Genomic DNA, 18,175 nt, shown 5'->3' on the forward strand with positions numbered 1-18,175 from the left:
GCTCAGATACTCCCTCCCCTATATTGATTCTTTAATATGATTAACTAAACGTCCTAAACCCGTTATCTCAAGCTCTACTTGATCCCCCGGCTCCAACCAGCGATGAACTTCTTCACCAAGCTCTAACAAACACCCGGTTCCAACTGTCCCAGAGCCGATCACATCACCCGGATACAAGGTTGCATCTTCCGATGCACGTGCAATCAGTTCGCCGAAGCTGTAATGAATCTCTTGCGCGTTGCCTTGTGAGAGTAAAGTGCCATTTACATAAGCTGTCATTGTCAGATCATACCGATCCCCTGAGCGATAAGTTTCAAGCTCATCCTTTGTCACCAAATACGGACCAAGTGATGTTGCAAAATCCTTCCCTTTAGCAGGACCTAGCCCGACCTTCACTTCTTGCTGCTGGATATCTCGCGCACTCCAGTCGTTCATAATGCAGTAACCGAGTATATAAGAATCTGCCTCATCAGCAGTGATATTCCGACCTTCCTTGCCAATCACACACGCAATTTCAAGCTCATAATCGAGCTTCATCGTTCGTCTTGGACGTTCAATCTCCACTCCAGGCCCTACAATCGCATGATGATTTGTAAAATAAAACACCGGTATCTCGTACCACTCTGGTACCATATCTAGCCCTCGTCTGCCACGCGCTGTCTTAACATGCGACTCAAATGCGTAGAAGTCACGTACACTAGGCGGTCTAGGTATTGGTGCAGCAAGTGTAACTTGATCCAGCGTATATATCCCATTGGGAAAATTAAGCTGCATCGTAGATAGTTCTAAGTCCTGTAGATTTCGATCAAGTTCAAGCACGCGCGGCATATACAAAGCCGAATGCTGCACAAACTCCAACATTCGACTCGGTAATTGACCTTGACTATACACGTGCATATCCAGGACAAAGTTTCCACGAAGCCAGCCGCTGCGCTCTTCACCTTGACGATTTCGGAACGAAACCAACTTCATATCATCAACCTCACTTTGTTTACCCCGTGCAACACTATTTTTTTCGTTCTAATATAAACGTATCTGTACTTGCTCTTGAATACTCTGCTCCTGCCATCCGCCCAATCGGTTCAAGCTTCACCGTATCGATCTTGCCATTGTCATACACTTCATCATTGACGTGCATATACACGACTTTACCAATGACCAGATGTCCTGCACCTGCTTGATCCCCGAATGATAGAACTTCATGCAATTCACATTCCATATGAATCTGACTTTCTAGAACGCGAAAGGCATGAACCTTCTCGCTTGGCACTTTCGTAAGCCCTGCTGCTTCGAACTCATCCACATCAGACGCATACTCCGTTGCACATTCGTTCACTTGTCCTGCTAACTTCTCACTTACAATGTTCACAACGAACTGCTTCGTCGCTTCAATATTACGCAGCGTATCCTTCTTTACTCCGTCTGTCCCTCGTAGCATCGGCGCAAAACAGATCATCATCGGACTTGCGCATATCGGAGCAAAGAAACTGAACGGTGCTAAATTCGATACTCCCTCTTCATCCAACGTTGACACAAATGCAATCGGACGAGGCAAAATGGAGCCAACCATCAACTTGTATGCATCTCTCCATGCTAGATCACTCGGTGCTATATTCAACTGCTATCTCCCCTTTACATCCTCGTCCTCTATTTTTAAAAATAATTACAGATTACCGCGACGCTCTTGCTCGCGTTCAATGGATTCGAATAATGCCTTAAAGTTCCCATCACCAAACCCAATTGCGCCTTTGCGCTGAATAATTTCGAAGAATAAGGTCGGTCGATCCACGATTGGCTTCGTAAAGATTTGTAGTAGATATCCTTCCTCATCACGGTCAACAAGGATCTTAAGTTCTTGCAGCTTCGCGATATCTTCATCAATACTACCTACGCGCTCCGTTAACATTTCATAGTAGGAATCCGGTGTATCTAGGAAATCTACTCCATTTTCTTTGAGTGTACGAACCGTGGATACGATGTCGTCCGTAATGAGTGCCAGATGCTGCACACCCGCTCCGTTGTAATACTCTAGATATTCTTGAATTTGCGATTTACGCTTACCTGTCGCAGGTTCATTAATAGGAAACTTAATTTTACCGCCATTAAACATTACCTTCGACATAAGTGCCGAGTATTCTGTACTAATATCTTCATCATCAAAATGTCTCATTTGGCTGAAGCCCATTACTTTCTCATAGTAGGACACCCATTCTTCCATCTCCGGTACGTTACCTACAACATGATCGACCCCGATTAATCCAGTCGATACAGAAGGAATGTTCTGCTCAATCGATGCGAACCCCGGCCAGAACAAGCCATTATAGTTATCACGTTCAATTAAGGTATGAATCGTATCGCCGTAAGTCGCAATGATTGCTTTTTTCACTGTGCCATGAACGGGATCTACAATCGTCTGTGGTTCCATAACACCAATACCACCGCGACTTATGGCATCTGTGTAAGCCTTTTCAACATCTTGTACACGAAGTGCAATATCTTTGATTCCATCGCCATGCAATTTCACGAAAGAAGCAACAGGATGTGTATCTGATAGCGAACCTGTGATGACGAAGCGAATTTTATTTTGTTCAATAACGTACGATACTTGATCGCGATTACCTGTTTCTAGACCCGAGTAAGCCAGCGGCTTAAATCCGAATGTTTTGACAAAATAGTACATCGTTTGCTTCGCATTACCTACATAATATTCAATATAATCAATGTCCTGAATTGGAAATACCTCTGTTGCAGCATGCTCAGATAATTGTTGTTTTTGCATGTTATATCCTCCATTACATGATATTGGATGCTTCCTTTATTTAGTATATTTCAGATCATTAATAGTGACAAAAACGCGCTCGACCGCGGACATTCAGGAATACATTGACGCTTTTTTGCAATGAAGGAGTTTTCTGATAAATGTATTTTTTATACTTCCTTTAGCAGGATTCAATCCCTTATTTGTCAAAAAATATAGAATAGATTTTTTTCGTCTGGAGTGATCAACCTGTGCAGCAGGATAAAATGAATGAGGCTTCCATCGAGCAGCTATTTGAACTCATTGTCGCGGTGAAAGATCTCGAAGAATGCCAAGCTTTCTTAGAAGATTTATGTACGTACAAAGAATTACAATCGATGGCACAGCGATGTGAAGTTGCTAAACTGCTGCTTGAAGGACGAACCTACCTAGAAATTGAGGCTGAAACAGGCGCAAGCACAGCCATCATCTCCAGGGTCAAGCGTTGTTTAAGTCATGGCAATGGTGGAATTTCGACTTTATTAGAGCGGATCAACATGAAGTAATTGGAATTAGCTTCTCAAAAAAGACGCTCGAGCTGGATAAGCTTTTGCGTCTTTATTCTTATTCTTACGTATTAAAAGAAACGAAGTTTGAAGGGTTTCTTAAAAACTTTACGTCTAAATGGTGGAAGCATATCCATTGTCTAATTTTGTACATAATAGGAAGAAGTGACTTACTCTTTTCGAAAGGTGGACTACCCTTACATGACACAATCCAAATCATTCGCATTCCGAGCAGAATTCATTTTGCTTGCTCTTCTATTATTTATTATTGAATTTGTAAGAGGCGCTTTCCTTGTGTCCTTCTTACCTGTATATGGAGTAAATGAATTAGGATTCTCCAAGACGATCATCGGTGTGGCAGTATCCGTGCACTATGTCGTTGATACCACTGTGAAATTATTCGCAGGTTATTTCTTGGATCGATTCTCCATGAAACTAGTCGTAATTGTCGGCCTTATCACTTCACTTGTGGGGCTTGTCCTGCTTTACAGCCCAACACAAGAATGGATTCTCATTCTCGCATCCGCTCTATTCGGAGTTGGGATTACACCACTATGGCTCGTCTGCCTCACTCGTGTTACAGAAGATAAACGCGCCCAGCAAATGGGTGCTCTCTATACGGTTTGGCTAGTTGGACTTGGCTCTGGACCTGTTGTGATCAACCTGTTCATCGATCGTGGATTCTTACTCACCTACTGGATTCTCGTCGGATTATGGGCAATCTGTACGTTGCTTGCATTCTTTATGCCAAAGCTCGAAGGTTCCTCTATCCCCAAAACACTCCCGATGCGTAAACAAGTTGAACTCTTGTGGCAGCGGCTGCGTAAGATGAAATTAATGCTCCCCGGTATGATTCTGCAAACTGCCGCTGCTGGCATGCTCTTGCCGATTCTGCCGAACTTTGCCTCGCATGCGCTTGGACTCAGTTACACCGAGTATTCGTATGTGCTAACTGCCGGCGGAGCGATGACCGTACTTCTCTTAGTTCCGATGGGCAAATTATCTGACCGCTTCGGCAAAAAGTGGTTTCTTGTCCTTGGTTTCGGTGGATTCTCGCTAGGTCTATTGGGATTAACTTTTTCTACCAGTCTAATTGCTTCTATTCTGCTTGCAGCTTTCATAGGATTATCATACTCAGCCGTACTTCCGGCGTGGAACGCTCTGCTTGCTGGACACGTTCCCAAAGAGCAGCAAGGTATGGGCTGGGGTCTATTTTCCAGTATTGAAGGAATTGGGGTTGTGATCGGTCCTGTAATTGGGGGATGGCTTGCACAGCAGTTTAGTGATACATTAACTATAGGAATAAGTTCCCTGATATTAGGAGGTATTGCTATCTTCTATCTCGTCTTGTCGACTAGCTTTTATCAAGAAGAAAAGCCCAACAATACAATGAAAAGAGATCATGCCAATGAGTAGATACATTATAGGAGCTACCATTATCTTTGCTTTTTATGCGATCATCCCTACACTCATTATTCGATTGTTCGGATATCGTTCGATTCATCAAGGCCCCACTCATAAGGATGCCGGTATTGCACTTACATTCGATGATGGGCCAGATCCAATTTATACCGCTGAACTACTTGATTTATTGAAAGAACATAATGTGAAAGCAACGTTCTTCGTCCTTGGCAAGAAAGCCGAGTTATATCCGGATCTGATCAGGCGAATCCATGTAGAAGGCCATCAAATCGGCATACACAACTACGTTCATTTCGCTAACCCTTTCATGGCTCCTTGGAAAGTTCGTAAGCAAATTCGAGATACGGCAGACCTTGTTGAACAGATTACAGGTACAAGACCTGTTTATTATCGCCCACCTTGGGGTGTATTCAATATCTTCGACATGTTCCTCCCTAGGACGATGAAATTTGTGATGTGGACGATCATGTCTGAAGACTGGCGAACACGAGGCGGCGAAGATAAAATTTCTCAGCGCATGTTAAGTAATCTCCACAGAGGAAGTATCCTACTGTTACATGATAGCGGCGATACATTCGGTGCAGAACCAGACGCTCCGAAATACATGCTCCGAGCACTGAGATCATTCTTAGAACATACACAAGCCCAAGGTTATAAGTACGTCCGAGTCGATGACATGTTACGTGATCTGGAGAAACATGAAGCCAAACTCAAGATATCCAAGAAAATGCTCATCAAAGTTTGGTTTGGTTGGGAAAAGATCTGGCACACTTTGTTCCAATTTAAAGCGGTGGACAAAGGAAATTCGATCTTCCATTATCGGGTGACCACATACAGTGGAGAACCCATCTATTTGGATGATGGCGGGCACATTCGTCAAGGTGACAAGGTAGTCGAAATCCATTTTGATAATCACATGTTATATGACATTGCACTTCATAGCCGCTCTAACCTTCATCTAGCGGTCCAAATGCTCAACAAAATTCAAAGCGGTCTTCCCGAATTGATGAACCTCATTTATAACGATATTGAATGCAGATATGTCAAGGGATTGTACGGAATTACGTTGATTCACCGCGGCAGTAAGAATCTTGGATTCAATGCATTTGATATGCCAAAAGGATTGTTCGCTTCCATCACGAAGCGTTATCTGCGTATGCTCATGTACGTCTTGCATCCTGATGGTAAAGAGCGATTAAAAATTCGCAGAGACATGCTCGTTCCGAAAATTGTCGTGATGTCTTCCGACTTTTATAAGAAAAAGTATCCAATGCCACACGATGCATTAAACCTACAACAGCCCGGTACTTTAAACTATTCTCCACCATTATCGTTAGATTGAAAAATAGGTTTTCGTTATCATGCACTCAATTTACCTCTTGCAATAAATTAATGTTAGGGGTATGATGACTAAGGAATTTCATATGTCCTCGTTAGGTGAGGCTCCTATATAAACACAGGCCACTGCCCAAAAATATCGAAAGATGCCAATGGGTAGAACAGGAATTGCCGGATTAAGGCTCTTCATAAGGTGGCTAAGAGCAAACGCTCTTTACGTTGTATAGTGCTAAAACTGGACTAGGGGGAACGGTTTATTCGTATGTGCTTACACATGCCCCCTTGGACTATCCATGGGGGCATTTTTATATCTGAATTTTGAAGGAGGGAGAACTGGAATGGACAGTAGTAGTCGATTGTGTCACTTACATGGAATATCACACATCATCTTTGCGGTTAAGAGAACGTCTATTTCCTACTGCCAGTATGCCCTCATACATACGGGTTAGCTTAGGAATATTTATCGTGCTCTCCTCACCCAAAGTGAGGGGAGCTTTTTTTATTGAAGAGGAGGTAATTGCAATGAAATGGAACGGTTTTTTTCAAATGAAAAATAAGTATAAATTTGGATTCGCAGATATTCTAGTCATCATCACACTGCTCTCAATCCTATACATCACAGCTCATCTGAGCATGGGAATGCAAGTATCCTTCTCCCAAGCGGAGCATTCCTCTATTAGTCTTGATCCGATGAATCTTCCTTACTATGCAGGGCGATCATTGCTTCGGATGTTCATCGCTTTTGGTGCATCCCTACTCTTCACTTTCATCTATGGTCGAATTGCCGCGTATAATCGCACAGCTGAGAAGCTTATGATTCCAGCCATCGACATCTTACAGTCGGTTCCCGTACTCGGTTTTCTATCGGCAACGGTCATGATGTTTATGGCGCTCTTCCCAGGTAGCTTACTTGGTGTGGAGTGCGCTTCGATCTTCGCTATATTTACAGGTCAAGTGTGGAATATGACATTCAGTTTCTATCACTCCATTCAATCCATCCCTCGCCCACTGAATGAAGCTGCAAGCATACATCGTCTTGGTTCATGGTCGCGGTTTACGAAGCTTGAACTTCCCTATTCCATGATTGGGCTGGTATGGAACAGTATGATGTCATTCGGCGGTGGATGGTTCTTCCTCGCAGCAAGTGAGTCGATCAGTGTACTAAACCAAGACATTCAGCTTCCGGGTATAGGTTCTTATATGGCGAAGGCTGCCGATCAAGGTAATGTTCCTGCTATCATCTATTCGATTCTAACTATGATCCTCCTCATCTGCTTGGTGGATCAGCTGTTCTGGCGTCCACTTGTCGCATGGTCACAGAAGTTCAAGAATGAGCAGTCTGAGTCTAATGAAGTCCCCAAATCGTGGGTGTACGACATCCTCAAGCGTGCAAAATTTATACAGGATGTACAACGACAAGTCAGCACTTTCTTAAGCGATCTTGCGACCACAATGAGAAACAAGAGTGCAAAGGTTCAATTACCTAAACCACCTTCCGTCGTAATGAAAATAGTGAAAGGCATAATCTGGCTGATCATTGTGCTATGGATAGGCAAATTTATGTATGAAGCTGTACTTGAGATCCGACAACTCCGTTCACATGAGTTAATGGAAGTGCTCCTACTTGGACTTAAGACCGCTTTGCGGGTGTTTATCGCTACGATTCTCGCGGTTATATGGACCGTTCCAGTTGGGGTAATGATCGGTACCAATCCCAAGTTATCTCGTATCGCACAACCGATTGTGCAGGTGTTAGCATCCTTCCCCGCGAATATGGCTTTCCCTTTATTTACAATTCTGTATTTAAAATTTGGCATTAACATGAATATCGGAGCTATTCCACTTATGATGCTCGGAACGCAGTGGTACATTCTGTTTAATGTGATTGCAGGTGCGATGGCTATTCCCTCCGACTTGAAAGAAGCTGCTTCTATCTTGCGACTGAACCGTCGACAAACTTGGAAGAAGTTAATTCTTCCTAGCATCTTCCCTTTCCTAATTACAGGGTGCATAACAGCAAGCGGTGGTGCATGGAACGCCAGTATTGTCTCGGAGATTGTCTCTTGGAAAAGCGATACGTTAGAGGCATCCGGCCTCGGCACGTACATTGCACAAGCTACTACGAATGGGGATTGGCCGCAAATCATATGGGGAATCTTCGTCATGTGCATGCTCGTCGTCATCCTGAACCGCTTCTTCTGGCGCAGATTATATACAATTTCTGAGAAAAAATACAATTTGGAATGAGGTGCTCTCATGAATGCTAATTTAATTGAACTTCGTAAAATCGGCAAACATTATGACATGCCCAATGTGAATCAGGTAACGATCTTGGAAGATATCCAATTATCCATTACAAATGGTGAGTTTATATCGATCTTAGGGCCTTCTGGTTCAGGTAAGTCCACACTTCTGCGCATTATCGCGGGTCTTGTCCCACCTTCAAGTGGAGCCGTTTATTATAACGGAAATGAGTTTGTTGGTACCAATCCAGGGGTCGGAATGGTGTTTCAATCATTCGCCCTCTTCCCGTGGCTTACCGTACTGGAAAATGTAAAGCTAGGACTTGAAAACAAGCCATTATCTGAAGCGGAGAAAATGCGCAAAGCGCTCTCCATTATTGATCGAATTGGACTCGACGGATTCGAAAGTGCCTATCCCAAAGAATTATCAGGTGGGATGAGACAGCGCGTCGGAATCGGCCGTGCACTTGTGATGGAACCAGACATTCTACTGATGGATGAACCTTTCTCTGCGCTTGATGTGCTCACAGCCGAGAACTTAAAACGCGATTTATTAGAGCTGTGGACAGAGAGAAAAATTCCGACTAAGTCAATTATCATGGTCACGCACAGTATTGAAGAAGCGGTCTACATGTCAGATCGCGCAATCGTCCTATCTCGTGATCCTGCTCGCATCATCGCTGATATCCCAATTACCATGCCACACTGGCGCGACAAGCAAGAAGCAGCTTTTACCGAACATGTGGATCGCATCTACTCTATCTTGACGAACCGCGAATATAAGGGACATGAGCATGCTCAGGAACAGAAGAAGCAAATCGAGAAAGTACAAGAAGTGCCTGCTGGTGCGTTAACAGGGTTTATTGAGCTGATTGACGATTTAGGCAATACCGTTGACCTATATAAGCTTGCGGAGCAGCTGAGTCTGAATCTCGAAGATTTCCTGCCGATTGTGGAAGCCGCACAAATGCTCGATTTTGCCAGTATCCAGCATGGAGATATTACCCTTACTGAAAGCGGCAGCCAATTCGCCAATGCGAGTGTACTGGAGCGCAAAGATATTTTCAAGAAACAAGTGCTTGCCCATGTCCCTATGATGGAGAAGATCGTCTGGATTCTTCAGTCCAAATCGAACAATAAGATGGAGCGCGAATTTTTCTTAGAGATTTTCGAGAAACACTTCGGATCTGAAGAGGCTGGTCATCAACTAGACATCATGATCGATTGGGGACGATATGCGGAACTTCTGGCGTACGATGAGAAAGCCAAATTACTATTTCTTGAATGATGGTTTATTTTACCATAAAATCGAATAGGAAATTTCATTTGAATTTCGGTATACTTTGATTCCAACTCATTACCGAAGGAGCGATTCATGAATGAACAACGATCACGCCACACTGACACAAAGCCGAACGATCCCTATCTTCTATTGCCTTTATGAACTGGACGATCATTTGGAGTTTTATACGGCGATGGGATTTGAAATCAATTATTACCAGAAGGCTCCCTATCGCTTTGCATCGGTACGAAGTGATTTTGCAGAGATCAGCTTCTATACAGACAAACATTTTGAAATTGGTAAAAAAGAGGGCGGTTGCTATATTTCCGTACCGAATGTGGAAGAAGTTTATGAGAAAGTGAAGACAAGTTTGAAGAAGTATTACGGGAAAGTGCCTATCAAGGGACTGGGGCGAATTTCGAAGCTTAACATGACCGTGGAGGATCGTAGGTTTAATATCACGGACCCTAGCGGTAATTACCTGATCGTCGGAACGCCAATTAAAGATTCGCAAACCTCGTATAATGAAGAAACTGAAAATCTCAAGACGCTATCTGCTTTTGAAAAATTGTACAAACAAGCGTATCGCTTCGCGTATTCGAAGGAAGACTATCGCGCCGCAAGAAATTTACTGGAGTCCGCTCTACTCAAACATCATAAACAGGTCTCAAATGAGCTTCTGTTTAAAGCGAAAGTGTTGCAATTGGATGTAGCTGTGATGATGGAACAAAAGGATACGGCTAAGGAAATTATTAAGGCGATTCAAGCAATCGAATTAACTGCCCATGAGGAGAGCAAGGTTGGTGCTGAGAGGGAACGTTTAGCGCAGATTCAAGACGAATGGATAGAATAAATAGAAGATCCCTTAAATCTAATGATTTCAAGGGATCTTTCTTATAAGAACGCTTTTTTAAATTAAGCTAAAAAATCGATTAACTGCTTCACATTCGTAAATAAGTAATCCGGTTTAGGGTCAAAATCGGTCGATTGAACCGTCGGCAGCCAATGTACGCCAATTGTTGTTACTCCAGCTGCTTTCCCTGCTCTTACATCCGCATGACTATCACCGATGAATAGCGTCTCTTCCGCTTCTACTTGCAGTAAATCCATCGCTTTGAAGATGCCCTCCGGGTGCGGCTTATGCTTCTCCACATCATCAGAAGTGATGATCACATCGAACAAACCTTCCATCTCTAATACTTTCATCGAGATATCCAAGCTTCGGCGTGCCTTGCCTGTTACGATGCCAATCTTCAAGCCTTGTTCCCTCAACTGCACTAATAGTGATGCAATGTCGGTATTGTATGCGACGAACTTCTGATGTTCTTGCTCGTAATACGCGTAGAAGTCTTCTACTGCTTTAGTGACAAGATGCTGATTCGCGATATTCTGCTCCAAGATTCCAACCTCAGATGGACCGAACATCGCAACTGCATCTTCTGCCGTTACTTCACGACCATCAATTTCTTTAAAAACACGCCCAAATGCATAGAAACAAACCGGCAGCGTATCTGCCAAGGTTCCGTCAAAATCGAAGATTACACTTTTAATGGTCATGAATGAACCTACTTTCTAAATGAATGTTGTATCGGCATCCGTATGCTCAAAACATAAATTCACGGTACGCACTTCAGTACGAGTTCGATGAATGACACCTGCGGGAATTGTTAGCTGATCATTCGCTTTCAGTGCGATCGTCGGTTGATCTTGAAAATCGATAAAGAGCTCCCCTTCGAGAACGATAAACAGTTCATCTGAAGTCGGGTGGCAATGCCATGGATACTCCCCTTGAATAACGGCTAATCGCAAACAACTTTCATTCACATCACTTACGACGAAGTTCTTGTATGTTTCTTCAATTTGATTACTTAATGTGAGTAAGTTGGACTTCTCAAGTCGTGTCGACATGTGCTGCATCCCCATTTTCATCGTAAAATAAAGAGAGACTACCCCCACATCAGTTGGAGTAATCTCGGTGTGTATTCCATGTAAGTAGCTTACTTTGTGATAACCTCTTTAACCCGCCCCACTTGACCATCTGTCAGTCTAACCTTGATGCCGTGTGGATGATTCGGTGAATTCGTCAGAATATCTTTGACAATGCCTCGGGTCAATCTACCTGTACGTTGATCTTGTTTCAGTACAATGTCAACTTCAATTCCAGGTCTAATGTTACTGCGTTGTTGTCCGTTCATATGCGCCTCCGTGTTCGTGTTGTTAGGTATTAGCGTAACACAAAAGGCGCATAAAGACTAACAAACATGCACATAGAGATTAATCGTTTGGTTCCTACACCAAGTCTGTGATTCTTATATCAATTCCTACACCAAATATCTGCGGTTTAAGATGTCCAAGTGGTGTAACTCATGTCCTGCGATAATGTATGCAAGTGCGCGCACGGATACTGTTGCTCCACTTGCCGTACCAGTGCGATCCCAAGCAACATCAGCAAGTCCAGCGAACAACGCAATCGAACCTTTGCGAATCGCAACAAGTTCATCTACCAAGCTCTGTACGCTACGCTCATTGAAGTTTCCATTCGCCACATAATCGTCTTCATACATCGTCGGAAGCGGAGTATGATCTCCTCTTGAGAAGCGAAGCGCTCGATAAATCATGATACGCTCCACATCGCCCATATGACCGATCACTTCCTTGGTCGTCCATTTGCTCGGCTCATACCGGAATCCTGCTTGCTCCGGGGTAGCATCAAGTAAAATCTTCACCGTTCTCTCGATCTGCTGCTCCAAGAACTCCACAATATCTCCGTCTGGCACTCGGCCGACATATGGTTCATAATGCTCTGCATACTCCTTCGATGTTGGACGCACTTGATTTGTCATCTTAAACATCTCCTTTATCCCTATCAAAATGATTACTTCGCAGTGCTTATATACTCTCGGACTCGATTGAGCCACTCTGTAACCATCAAATGCAGCATTTCGCTTTGCTCAATGGCAAGGTTATGACTAGCACGATCCACAACTGCAAAAGTACCTCTGGAGTAGTGATCCATCAATTTACATGCGTCTTTAAAGCCTACCAGTTGATCTTGTCTACCTAATAGGAGTAAGACGGGCTGATCATAAGGCACTTCCACTTGATCCACATCGAATGAGAGACCATAACCATTTTGCTGAATACGAGCTAAAAATTCCGCATCTGCACGCTGTTTACCAGGCAGTACTTCCTGTTGGTATCTCTGCCAGTGGTATTCATCATATACCGTCGCGAACGTTTGGAATGCAGCGAAAGTCTCACTGCGCTCCACTTGATCTAGAAACGCTTCATTCTTATAAACGACCGTCTTCTCTGGTAATTCTCGGTCAGTTCGATCCGCTATGATGAGAGGGCATAAGAGCAACATACCTTGAATACGCGCATGCATGCGCTTGAGCAATGCTCGTGCTAGATAACCGCCATACGAGTAACCTGCTACCAAGAACGTTTCATTCGGCAGTAATTTCTCTATCACTTGCTCCACAACTGCAAGCATGTCGTCAGAATGATGAATCCACGCTGGTCGGTCGCTACGCCCCATCCCCGGTAGATCAATATAAATCCGCTGCCACTCCTCATTTATATGTTCAAAAATTGGCTCTAACCCACCTTTTACAAGTGTCATATCTCCATTATAACCATGAAGAATAACAATGGGTTTGCCCTGCCCGTGAATTTCGTAATGGATGTTGATGTTCGGCAATTCGCAATAAGGCATTAGCTTCCTCCTACTCTCATCCAGACTGTGTCATTCAATAATTGACCGAGAAGCGTGATCGTACGAATAGGGATTGCGTGAAGACGATCGTCCCACTTTTGATTACGTTTCAACCATATCGTCTGCATGCCAACATTCGCAGCACCTTCAACATCATTCGCAGGATGATCACCAACGAATATCGTATGCTCCGCATGAACTTGTAAGCGTTCAAGGATCATTTTATAAATAAGAGGATTAGGTTTCTTACAACCTGCCTCTTCTGACACAATAATATGGTCAAAGTAATCTCGCATCTGAAGTTGATCAATCTTCCCATATTGGATCACGTTGCGACCATTCGTTACAAGACCGACTTTCATCCCCATCTGCTTACACATCGTAAGTAATTCTAGCGCTCCATCCATTAGCACCGCACTCTGCACATAATGAATCTGGTAGAACTCCATTAATTGATCTTCAGTTGGTTTAATAGACTGCCACTGGAATACTTCGATCAATTCTTCGAAAAGCTCCGGCTTCGGTCGGTATCCGTCAAGATCGGCTTGAATCATATAATCGATATAGGATTGACTTTGTTCGGCTTCAATATTAGGAAAATACGTGTCTACCCATTTCTCGCAAAAACGTTGAAACGTTAACGTTCGATCCAATAATGTATTATCTAGGTCAAAAATGACTGCCGATGCTCGGCTCATTTAATTCCAGCCCATACGCTCTGCAAGACTTGTAATATGTGCAAGATGGTGGTTTCCATGCCATGCATATAATCCTGTAGCTTTATCTAGCTTCGTTTCTCCATTTACCGGATGAAGGAAAGCACGATCAAAGTTCGCTGCAGACATCGATTTGAGTAGAATAACCCATTTTTCATGTAAAGCTGTAAGTAGTTCAAGTGATACTTCAATAGGTGTATGTACGCAGTCGCCAAGCAAAGCCCATTCTTGCTCTTCATAGGGTTTAATTGTTGGGAGTTCTTCTGTTAATGCTAGTTTGAAGCGAATTACACAATTAATATGACTATCTCCTAGATGATGCACCACTTGGCGAACGCTCCAACCTCCAGGACGATAAGGAGTATCTAATTGCTCATTGGATAATCCTTCAACAGCTTCGCGCAATCTACTTGGCAAAGTCTCAATTTCTTGTATCCATGCGGCAAGCTGTTCCTCTGTAATTTGATCTGGTTTAACGAATGTACCAATTGGATATTGTAAGTTTTCCATGGTTTTCCCTCCTAAGGATTTAGTCTTCTATCATTATACATCTGTTTTCAGAAAATTAAGCTTTTTATTTCACACATGCAAAAAGGCCACCGAGCTATAGCCAGCAGCCTTATGAGTACTATTTTAAACAGCTTAACGTTTGTTAAAAATATCAGTTAGAACCGGTACGATCTGCGATTTACGAGATACAACGCCTTTAAGAACTGCTTTGTTATCCGCAAGAGTTACGGAGTAAGCTTGTTCAACTGCATCCGCAGCACGACCTAGAGCAAGACCTACGGAATCATTGTTCAAGATGTCTGTTACAACGAACAAGAACAAATCTAATTCCTTCGCTTCGATGATGCTGTTAAGTGCAGCTTCGATCTCCCCTTGCTTGGATAGCACGTCGTTTACGTCTACAGCATTTACTTGTGCGATTTCCACTTTGCTGCCGCCCATTTGGAATTCTTTTGCATCCAAAGAGATCAATTGAGCAATCGTCTTGTCGCTAAGGTCAGCGCCAGCTTTTAACATATCAAGACCGTACACGTTCGCATCCACGCCAGCGATTGCTGCAAGCTCAAGAGCTGCATCAATGTCTTCTTGCGTGCAAGTTGGGGATTTGAATAGCAAGGAATCCGAGATAATAGCAGATAGCATAAGTCCTGCGATGTTTTGCGGGATGGACTTGCCTTTTTCTTTGTATATTTTATTCAAAATAGTCGCTGTGCAACCAACTGGCTCTGCGCGGTAGTAAAGTGGGCCACTCGTCTCGAAGTTCGCGATACGGTGGTGGTCAATAACTTCAAGCACTTGTACTTGCTCGATGTCGGACACGCTTTGCTGACGCTCATTGTGATCAACAAGAATAACGCCAGAAACTTCGTTAGCCACTGTCTCTACTTGACGCGGTGCTTCTGTCTTGAATGTATCTAATGCGAATTGTGTTTCACCGCTCACGCTACCAAGGCGAACTGGTTCAACGTTATAACCTAATTGTGTCTTAATATCTGCATAAGCGATCGCTGAGCAGATTGTATCTGTGTCTGGATTTTTATGACCGAAAATCAATACTTTTTCCATTTTCAAGCTCCTATTCATCTTTTTTCGTTATAAAAGTATACCTTAGAACGACAATCACAATCAAGATTATATCGTAATTCGGTCATAAAACATAGTAAATTTATCGGAATATACTAAATAGTCTGAGTATCATAGGAAAAGGAGTTGCCACTATTGAGAAATAATACTTCCGGCCTCCGGTGAAATCGTAAATTTTGAATTTATATTATGGTATTTTTACTCTTTCAAAGTCGAACGCTACGCTCCTCCAGTATTATTTCTCAACCGTTATCCTTTTTCTAACATACCCTTATGCAACTTAAAAACTATTCGTATTTCTTCAGAAGAATAACCGCATTATGCCCGCCGAAGCCGAAGGAGTTGGACATGCCGATCTGAAGATTTGCATGTCTGGCGGTATTAGGGACATAGTCCAAGTCGCACAATGGGTCGTTCTCGTCTAGGTTGATGGTTGGTGGGATGATGCCGGATTGTAAGGATTTGATCAAGGCGATAGCCTGTGCGCCTCCAGATGCACCGAGCATGTGACCGAGCATGGATTTGTTGGCTGTGACCGGGATATTGTAGGCAGATTCGCCGAACACATGCTTGATGGCAACTGTCTCTGTGCGATCTCCGAGTTCAGTACTCGTTGCGTGTGCACTAATGACATCGACTTCTTGTGGCTGAATGCCTGCTTCGGTAAGGGCTGCTTGCATCGCAATCTTCGCACCGCGACCTTCGGGATGTGTCGCCACCATGTGATAAGCATCCGAACTTGCACCGTAGCCAATAACTTCAGCATAGATCGTCGCACCACGCTCTAATGCATGAGATAGCGACTCAAGCACCAGGATACCCGCTCCTTCTGCCATAACGAAGCCATCACGATCCGTATCGAACGGTCTGCTTGCACGCTCAGGCTCTTCGTTTCGCGTAGATAATGCTGTTGCATTCGAGAAACTTGCAATTGACACATCGGTAATCGCCGCTTCTGATCCACCTGCAATCATCACATCTGTAATACCTAAGCGAATAAGTCGGAAGGCTTCACCAATTGCCGTATTACCCACCGAACAGGCAGTTACAGGTGCCATCGTAGGTCCTTGTGCATCATATTTCATACTAATTTGTGCAGTAGCCATGTTTGCGATCATCATCGGCACTAATAAAGGACTTACTCGCTCTGGACCGCGATTTAGTAATACTTCATGCTGATCGATTAACGTCTGGATTCCACCAATGCCTGAACCCACATATACACCGAGTCGTTCAGGTATTACGTTCTCGTTCGTTAACCCTGCGTCATTATATGCTTGCTCAGCGGCAGCGAGGGCGAACTGACTGAATCGATCTAGCTTTCTCGCTTCCTTCTTCCCGAATAGCGCATCTGCATCAAAATCTTTGACCAAACCCGCAATCTTCGCTTTATGTCTGCTTGTATCTAATGTATCTATCATTGAAATGCCCGATCTCCCATTAATGAGATGATCCCAGAATGTATTCACATCATTACCTAGCGGTGATACAACACCCATTCCTGTTACGACAACTCGATTCATTTTCATTTCCTCCTTCAACACTACTTACTGTATACATCTTCTCACTGTAAATATCCTATTACAAGTTGTAGTTTATCCTAGTATAATGAGTACCATAATAAGGATGTACGAAAGAGGTGAAGCTCATGAATTCGCAGTCACGATTGCAGGCATTATCCACATTTTTAAAAAGTCAGCGTGCTAAGATTCTTCCCGATTCTGTTGGTCTACCAGCAGGATCACGCAGACGAACACCTGGGCTTCGCCGTGAAGAGGTGGCGCAGTTAGCGGGTGTTAGTACAACATGGTATACATGGCTGGAGCAAGGTCGGGACATCAAAGTATCTGCTTCCGTGCTCGACTGTATCGCTGGTGCATTGCAACTAACTGTAGATGAACGCAAATACTTATATGCGCTCGCACTTGATACCACTTTAAGCACAAGTCTAAAGCAAATTGAACAGCCACAGATCAGCCCTGCACTAACTCGGATCTTACAAGAGTTGCGACATTGTCCGACGATCATCTCGGATCGCAGATGCGATATTGTAGGTTGGAACGAAGCGGCAGCGCATGTGTTTATCGATTTCAACCTCATTCCAATGAGTGAGCGGAATATGATCAAGCTTCTTTTTACAAGAAAAGAATTTCAGAGCTTGGCAGTCAATTGGGAGCACTTCGTAAAAGGGTTCCTATCCATCTTCCGCACGTATTACGGGCAATATGTAGAGGATGAGTGGTATGGGAAATTCATTGAGGAGATGAGTCAATCCTATCCCGAGTTTGCGCGGTTATGGAATCAGAGTGAAGTCAGCACTGCACCAGAGGTTGCCATTGAGTTCCGCCATGCGAAAGCAGGCAAGATGCTGTTCCACCTCACTTCTCTTCAAGTTCAAGGTAGTAACGACCTGCGGTGTAGCATCTACACACCCGCTCCAGAAACGGCAACGGAAGCGAAGCTGGACAAGTTGATGAATTAGTATATTAAATGAATCTATCAAAAAAACTTCCTGCTCTAGCAGATCGAACAATCTACTAAATCAGGAAGTTTATTCATT

The 18,175-nt window shown here is 43.6% G+C and carries 19 protein-coding genes and 1 riboswitch; of the genes, 7 read left to right on the forward strand and 12 right to left on the reverse strand.

All coding sequences use genetic code 11. From position 1 onward, the window contains the following. Window positions 1-18 precede the first annotated feature (18 nt). Genes NV379_RS01125 through hppD form a run of 3 tightly spaced genes read right to left on the reverse strand, consistent with a single transcriptional unit; the run spans window position 19 to window position 2,779 of the window. On the reverse strand, window positions 19-972 hold the full coding sequence (locus NV379_RS01125; RefSeq protein WP_258205419.1) for a fumarylacetoacetate hydrolase family protein: 954 nt from the start codon (window positions 970-972) through the stop codon (window positions 19-21). A 34-nt stretch (window positions 973-1,006) separates the two neighbouring features. Then, window positions 1,007-1,618, reverse strand: a complete 612-nt coding sequence (locus NV379_RS01130) for a flavin reductase family protein (RefSeq protein WP_258205420.1) — start codon at window positions 1,616-1,618, stop codon at window positions 1,007-1,009. Window positions 1,619-1,663: 45 nt separating this feature from the next. Next, the gene (hppD, locus tag NV379_RS01135; protein ID WP_258205421.1) at window positions 1,664-2,779 is read right to left on the reverse strand and encodes a 4-hydroxyphenylpyruvate dioxygenase; all 1,116 of its coding nucleotides are present in this window, start codon (window positions 2,777-2,779) and stop codon (window positions 1,664-1,666) included. 230 nt (window positions 2,780-3,009) lie between these two features. On the opposite strand from hppD, the gene NV379_RS01140 reads away from it, so the two are divergent. The 6 genes from NV379_RS01140 (at window position 3,010) to NV379_RS01165 (ending at window position 10,441) form a co-directional block, all read left to right on the forward strand. Further along, on the forward strand, window positions 3,010-3,303 hold the full coding sequence (locus NV379_RS01140) for a YerC/YecD family TrpR-related protein (RefSeq protein ID WP_258205422.1): 294 nt from the start codon (window positions 3,010-3,012) through the stop codon (window positions 3,301-3,303). Window positions 3,304-3,504: 201 nt separating this feature from the next. Beyond that, window positions 3,505-4,719 (forward strand): MFS transporter, encoded by a 1,215-nt coding sequence (locus tag NV379_RS01145; RefSeq protein ID WP_258205423.1) that lies wholly within the window; start codon window positions 3,505-3,507, stop codon window positions 4,717-4,719. Then, window positions 4,712-6,067 (forward strand): polysaccharide deacetylase family protein, encoded by a 1,356-nt coding sequence (locus tag NV379_RS01150; RefSeq protein WP_258205424.1) that lies wholly within the window; start codon window positions 4,712-4,714, stop codon window positions 6,065-6,067. The genes NV379_RS01145 and NV379_RS01150 overlap by 8 nt, the downstream gene beginning before the upstream one ends. A gap of 80 nt (window positions 6,068-6,147) precedes the next feature. After that, window positions 6,148-6,318, forward strand: a riboswitch (M-box (ykoK) riboswitch). 267 nt (window positions 6,319-6,585) lie between these two features. Continuing rightward, window positions 6,586-8,310: an ABC transporter permease gene (locus NV379_RS01155; protein ID WP_258205425.1), complete on the forward strand. Its 1,725-nt coding sequence runs from the start codon at window positions 6,586-6,588 to the stop codon at window positions 8,308-8,310. 9 nt (window positions 8,311-8,319) lie between these two features. Next, window positions 8,320-9,594, forward strand: coding sequence for an ABC transporter ATP-binding protein (locus tag NV379_RS01160; protein WP_258205426.1), 1,275 nt, complete (start codon window positions 8,320-8,322; stop codon window positions 9,592-9,594). Between the two features lie 91 nt (window positions 9,595-9,685). Continuing rightward, complete coding sequence (locus NV379_RS01165; RefSeq protein WP_258205427.1) at window positions 9,686-10,441, forward strand: DUF8817 family protein; 756 nt, start codon at window positions 9,686-9,688, stop codon at window positions 10,439-10,441. 62 nt (window positions 10,442-10,503) lie between these two features. Here NV379_RS01165 and NV379_RS01170 read toward each other — a convergent pair whose 3' ends face one another. From NV379_RS01170 to fabF, 9 genes are all read right to left on the reverse strand, one after another. Then, window positions 10,504-11,145: an HAD family hydrolase gene (locus tag NV379_RS01170; RefSeq protein ID WP_258205428.1), complete on the reverse strand. Its 642-nt coding sequence runs from the start codon at window positions 11,143-11,145 to the stop codon at window positions 10,504-10,506. A gap of 15 nt (window positions 11,146-11,160) precedes the next feature. Then, on the reverse strand, window positions 11,161-11,496 hold the full coding sequence (locus NV379_RS01175) for a cupin domain-containing protein (protein WP_258205429.1): 336 nt from the start codon (window positions 11,494-11,496) through the stop codon (window positions 11,161-11,163). Between the two features lie 89 nt (window positions 11,497-11,585). After that, a complete protein-coding gene (locus tag NV379_RS01180; protein WP_258205430.1) occupies window positions 11,586-11,783 on the reverse strand; it encodes a YwbE family protein in 198 nt (65 codons plus the stop codon). A gap of 126 nt (window positions 11,784-11,909) precedes the next feature. Then, entirely contained in the window at window positions 11,910-12,431 is a 522-nt protein-coding gene (locus NV379_RS01185) for a DinB family protein (RefSeq protein WP_258205431.1), read from the reverse strand. A gap of 32 nt (window positions 12,432-12,463) precedes the next feature. Further along, window positions 12,464-13,306 (reverse strand): alpha/beta fold hydrolase, encoded by an 843-nt coding sequence (locus NV379_RS01190; protein WP_258205432.1) that lies wholly within the window; start codon window positions 13,304-13,306, stop codon window positions 12,464-12,466. Next, window positions 13,306-14,004 carry an HAD family hydrolase gene (locus NV379_RS01195; protein ID WP_258205433.1) on the reverse strand — a complete coding sequence of 233 codons (699 nt, stop codon included), beginning with the start codon at window positions 14,002-14,004 and terminating at the stop codon, window positions 13,306-13,308. The genes NV379_RS01190 and NV379_RS01195 overlap by 1 nt, the downstream gene beginning before the upstream one ends. Continuing rightward, the gene (locus NV379_RS01200; protein WP_258205434.1) at window positions 14,005-14,532 is read right to left on the reverse strand and encodes a YfiT family bacillithiol transferase; all 528 of its coding nucleotides are present in this window, start codon (window positions 14,530-14,532) and stop codon (window positions 14,005-14,007) included. A 132-nt stretch (window positions 14,533-14,664) separates the two neighbouring features. Continuing rightward, window positions 14,665-15,597 (reverse strand): manganese-dependent inorganic pyrophosphatase, encoded by a 933-nt coding sequence (locus NV379_RS01205; protein WP_258205435.1) that lies wholly within the window; start codon window positions 15,595-15,597, stop codon window positions 14,665-14,667. 305 nt (window positions 15,598-15,902) lie between these two features. Continuing rightward, window positions 15,903-17,138: a beta-ketoacyl-ACP synthase II gene (fabF, locus tag NV379_RS01210; protein WP_258205436.1), complete on the reverse strand. Its 1,236-nt coding sequence runs from the start codon at window positions 17,136-17,138 to the stop codon at window positions 15,903-15,905. A gap of 125 nt (window positions 17,139-17,263) precedes the next feature. Here fabF and NV379_RS01215 point away from each other — a divergent pair, with 125 nt between their 5' ends. After that, window positions 17,264-18,097, forward strand: a complete 834-nt coding sequence (locus NV379_RS01215; protein WP_258205437.1) for a helix-turn-helix transcriptional regulator — start codon at window positions 17,264-17,266, stop codon at window positions 18,095-18,097. Window positions 18,098-18,175 lie beyond the last annotated feature (78 nt).

Origin of the sequence: Paenibacillus radicibacter (assembly GCF_024721995.1) — a bacterium.
Taxonomy (GTDB): Bacteria; Bacillota; Bacilli; order Paenibacillales; family NBRC-103111; genus Paenibacillus_AM; species Paenibacillus_AM radicibacter.

Excerpts from the sequence above, each read along its gene's own strand:
- NV379_RS01195 (WP_258205433.1), bottom strand. The coding sequence starts at position 14,004 with ATGAGCCGAGCATCGGCAGTCATTTTTGACCTAGATAATACATTATTG.
- NV379_RS01175 (WP_258205429.1), bottom strand. The coding sequence starts at position 11,496 with ATGTCGACACGACTTGAGAAGTCCAACTTACTCACATTAAGTAATCAA.
- NV379_RS01185 (WP_258205431.1), bottom strand. The coding sequence starts at position 12,431 with ATGACAAATCAAGTGCGTCCAACATCGAAGGAGTATGCAGAGCATTAT.
- NV379_RS01160 (WP_258205426.1), top strand. The coding sequence starts at position 8,320 with ATGAATGCTAATTTAATTGAACTTCGTAAAATCGGCAAACATTATGAC.
- NV379_RS01150 (WP_258205424.1), top strand. The coding sequence starts at position 4,712 with ATGAGTAGATACATTATAGGAGCTACCATTATCTTTGCTTTTTATGCG.
- NV379_RS01165 (WP_258205427.1), top strand. The coding sequence starts at position 9,686 with ATGAACAACGATCACGCCACACTGACACAAAGCCGAACGATCCCTATC.
- NV379_RS01205 (WP_258205435.1), bottom strand. The coding sequence starts at position 15,597 with ATGGAAAAAGTATTGATTTTCGGTCATAAAAATCCAGACACAGATACA.
- NV379_RS01125 (WP_258205419.1), bottom strand. The coding sequence starts at position 972 with ATGAAGTTGGTTTCGTTCCGAAATCGTCAAGGTGAAGAGCGCAGCGGC.
- NV379_RS01155 (WP_258205425.1), top strand. The coding sequence starts at position 6,586 with ATGAAATGGAACGGTTTTTTTCAAATGAAAAATAAGTATAAATTTGGA.
- NV379_RS01180 (WP_258205430.1), bottom strand. The coding sequence starts at position 11,783 with ATGAACGGACAACAACGCAGTAACATTAGACCTGGAATTGAAGTTGAC.
- NV379_RS01200 (WP_258205434.1), bottom strand. The coding sequence starts at position 14,532 with ATGGAAAACTTACAATATCCAATTGGTACATTCGTTAAACCAGATCAA.
- NV379_RS01215 (WP_258205437.1), top strand. The coding sequence starts at position 17,264 with ATGAATTCGCAGTCACGATTGCAGGCATTATCCACATTTTTAAAAAGT.
- fabF (WP_258205436.1), bottom strand. The coding sequence starts at position 17,138 with ATGAATCGAGTTGTCGTAACAGGAATGGGTGTTGTATCACCGCTAGGT.
- NV379_RS01170 (WP_258205428.1), bottom strand. The coding sequence starts at position 11,145 with ATGACCATTAAAAGTGTAATCTTCGATTTTGACGGAACCTTGGCAGAT.
- NV379_RS01190 (WP_258205432.1), bottom strand. The coding sequence starts at position 13,306 with ATGCCTTATTGCGAATTGCCGAACATCAACATCCATTACGAAATTCAC.
- hppD (WP_258205421.1), bottom strand. The coding sequence starts at position 2,779 with ATGCAAAAACAACAATTATCTGAGCATGCTGCAACAGAGGTATTTCCA.
- NV379_RS01145 (WP_258205423.1), top strand. The coding sequence starts at position 3,505 with ATGACACAATCCAAATCATTCGCATTCCGAGCAGAATTCATTTTGCTT.